The organism is Leptotrichia sp. (assembly GCF_057270615.1).
In genome coordinates this window covers 1-2976 of the sequence record NZ_DBHIXN010000013.1, presented here as the reverse complement: position 1 = coordinate 2976, position 2976 = coordinate 1, and the positions used below count along the sequence as shown (strand labels likewise).

Here is a 2976-nt window from a genome sequence, read left to right as displayed (position 1 = left end):
CTATATTTAAATTTACAATACAAAATGTTCCTATTAAATAGAAATTTATTTAAAAAAATAAAAATATTTTATAAAAATTTACAATACAAAATGTTCCTATTAAATGATTATAAGCCGGATTACTCAAAAGGATTTGATGACATTTACAATACAAAATGTTCCTATTAAATGAATCACAGTTATTAATTTAGCTGTGATTTTTTTAATTTACAATACAAAATGTTTGTTTTTTGTTAATTGCAATAATACAGCACTTCCACCAATCGCTTGTGTATTACGTGTATATTACGCAAGCGATTTTTAACAATCTGTGAGATGTTTTGCTTTTATTTATCACAATTATTTTTGAAACCCAACGGAGCAAAAAATGAAAGAAATAAAAATTAAAAATTTGTATGAAAAAAATATTGAAAATTTAAGAAAAGTTAAAATTTTAGAACTTAAAGAAATGAAAATTCAGGATCTTAAAGTTCTGAAAGTTAAAATTGAAATTGATAACAAAGGAAAAGAATAAGAGAATTGTATAATTCTTTATAAACAAAAAAAGAGCAGATTTTTAGTCTGCTCTTTAATGAATATTTTAATTATCTCTGCAAGCTAATTTTAAATCAGCTATTGCATCTGCTACTACTGCAAAACTATTGTTTCTTAAGTAGCTGTGTATTAAAGATGTTTGTTTCAATAATTCTTGTTTTTCTTCTTCTGTTTTGTTATTTAAATCTCTGTATTCTCTTTTTGCAAATTCGTAAATACTAAAGCTCAATTCTTCAAATCTTTCTGTTACTTTTAAGTCATTTTTATCTGTTTCGTAATAATTTCCTAAAATGTCAACATCGTAGTAACTTTTTAAGTACTCTTCTTTTTCGACAAAAGCTTTTCTCATTTTCTTAAAAGTTTCTTCTGTAAAGTCAGTTTCAGCGATTCTATTCAATGCTTTTTCAAGCATTTCTATATATTCTCTCGTGATCTCGTTCATGTCAAACTTTTTAAAAAAATTAAATATATCAAGTTTGTTTTGGAAATAATCATCTATTTTATTGTTATCTTTTATATCATCTAAATCTTCACTTAAAATTATATGTCTTACATCTTCAATTATTTTATTTTCTAATACTTTCATTTTTATTTCCTCCGAGTTTTATTTTCCCTTGTCTTTTTAGCGATTATTTGTTATAATCTTTTTAGAGAGAGTTACCGACAAGGTGATAACTCTCCAGAATGTTTTTCTTTAAGCTCTATTTGTCTGTATCAAGTAGAGCTTTTAATTTTTTAACTGCTTCATCTTTATCTTTGCTTGTTTCAACAAGATTGATGATCAGTTTTATCAAAATTTCGTTTTCCTTTGCTGTCATTTCGCTCATTTTTATCTCCTTTCTGACCCTTGCCTTTGTCTATCTCCCCCTTTCTTGATATGATTATACTACATTTTATATCAAAAGTCAACACCTTTTTATAAAATATTTTTTATTTTTTTAAATAAATTTCTAGTATATTTTTTATCAGCCTGTTTCTTGTTATTTCCTGTTTTCTCGCTCTTTCTGTGAGATCCTCCCACATCCATGCAGGCAAAGCCACGGAAATTTTTTTATTTTCAAAGCCAGGATCGGCTTTTTTTCGACCACTTCCAAGGGGCTTAGGTCTACCCTTTTTTGCCCCTCTTGTTTCTTTTTTTTCTTTTTCCATTTTTTCTCCTTTCAAGAGTTGATTTTACAACTTTTTTCACTTTTCATATTTATAATAAAACTTTTTGCATTGCTTAATTTAAAAACTACACCGAATTCTTTCTTTATTTTTTCAAAAACTTCATCGTAACTCATTTTTTCATTTACTTTTTCTCTCAAAAGAAATAAATCGAGATTTTTATAATTGCAAAGTTTGTAATCTCTCAAGAAATGAGATATTTTTATATGATTATCTTTCTCACTTCTATATTCATTTACAATATTTTTATTTCTTTTAACAAAATCAATATAAAGTTCAACCTCTTTTTCATCATAATTATCGTAGTATCTTTTTATTTTTTCAATTTCTTTTTTTGACAATTCTACTTCTGCAACTTCTTTTTCTTCTGTTTCTTTGATGATTTCTACTATTGCATAGTAGCACCATTGATTGTCTTCGGTTCCTCCTAAACTTAGAGCATCTGGTTCACGGTGCTTCCAAGTTTTTTTTACTTTTACTAATACTTCTTTGTTGTTGATTTTGTCGAAGTATTTAAATTCTTGTCCTTTTGTGAAAGGATCATCAAAATCGACAATTTGTCTTTCGTTATCATTTTCTTTTTTCTCGATAACTTCTAGACTCTTCAATTGTGATTTTATTTTTTCGACATAAGAAGTTTCGTCTTCTTTAGATAATTTTTCAATTTTTTTCAAATTATCGTTTATAACATCGATTCCGTTTTGGTATGTTCTGTCTTCATTATATGCTTTTTCAACGTAATAAAGCATAGTGTCAATACCTTTTCTCATTTTGGCAATTTCAAATAAAATTGCTTTTTCTTCTTTTTCTTTTTCTATTTTTTCTAAATCAACTGGATGTAATGTTATTTTCCAGTAACCATTTTTTTCCTCAAACTCAATATAAGCATTGAGTTCAATAATATTATCTAAATGTTGTTTTGCAAAATCTTTTGTAAAGTTTTCGTTCATTTTGATTCTTATTTTTTTCCCGTTGTATGCTAAATCTTCTGCTTCAACATACAATCTCCCTATTTTGTTTAATTTTACTTTTTTATTTTTTTCTAATTTCATTTTTATCACTCCTTGAATTTATTTTTAAGATGTGATAAAATAAATTTACGGTAAGGGAACTTTTATGAGTTCTCTTTTTTTATTTTGTCTATCTCGTCTACATAAACAGTATACTATATTTTATATCAAAGGTCAACACCTTTTTATAAAATATTTTAAAATTTTTACAAAAAAAGACAGATATTTAAATCTGTCTTGTCATTACAAAATTGTAAGTCTCATA

The 2976-nt window shown here is 25.8% G+C and carries 5 protein-coding genes; 1 reads left to right on the top strand and 4 read right to left on the bottom strand.

From position 1 onward, the window contains the following. The first annotated feature begins 367 nt into the window (after nt 1-367). Nucleotides 368-514, top strand: a complete 147-nt coding sequence (locus tag ACO409_RS03940) for a hypothetical protein (protein WP_485555039.1) — start codon at nt 368-370, stop codon at nt 512-514. Nucleotides 515-580: 66 nt separating this feature from the next. Here ACO409_RS03940 and ACO409_RS03935 read toward each other — a convergent pair whose 3' ends face one another. The 4 genes from ACO409_RS03935 to ACO409_RS03920 form a co-directional block, all read right to left on the bottom strand. Beyond that, nucleotides 581-1120: a hypothetical protein gene (locus ACO409_RS03935; RefSeq protein ID WP_485555037.1), complete on the bottom strand. Its 540-nt coding sequence runs from the start codon at nt 1118-1120 to the stop codon at nt 581-583. A gap of 115 nt (nt 1121-1235) precedes the next feature. Next, nucleotides 1236-1361, bottom strand: coding sequence for a hypothetical protein (locus tag ACO409_RS03930; protein ID WP_485555035.1), 126 nt, complete (start codon nt 1359-1361; stop codon nt 1236-1238). Nucleotides 1362-1464: 103 nt separating this feature from the next. After that, entirely contained in the window at nt 1465-1683 is a 219-nt protein-coding gene (locus tag ACO409_RS03925) for a hypothetical protein (protein ID WP_485555033.1), read from the bottom strand. Between the two features lie 11 nt (nt 1684-1694). Continuing rightward, a complete protein-coding gene (locus ACO409_RS03920) occupies nt 1695-2753 on the bottom strand; it encodes a hypothetical protein (protein WP_485555031.1) in 1059 nt (352 codons plus the stop codon). Nucleotides 2754-2976: the final 223 nt, after the last annotated feature.

Excerpts from the sequence above, each read along its gene's own strand:
- ACO409_RS03940 (WP_485555039.1), top strand. The coding sequence starts at position 368 with ATGAAAGAAATAAAAATTAAAAATTTGTATGAAAAAAATATTGAAAAT.
- ACO409_RS03935 (WP_485555037.1), bottom strand. The coding sequence starts at position 1,120 with ATGAAAGTATTAGAAAATAAAATAATTGAAGATGTAAGACATATAATT.
- ACO409_RS03930 (WP_485555035.1), bottom strand. The coding sequence starts at position 1,361 with ATGAGCGAAATGACAGCAAAGGAAAACGAAATTTTGATAAAACTGATC.
- ACO409_RS03925 (WP_485555033.1), bottom strand. The coding sequence starts at position 1,683 with ATGGAAAAAGAAAAAAAAGAAACAAGAGGGGCAAAAAAGGGTAGACCT.
- ACO409_RS03920 (WP_485555031.1), bottom strand. The coding sequence starts at position 2,753 with ATGAAATTAGAAAAAAATAAAAAAGTAAAATTAAACAAAATAGGGAGA.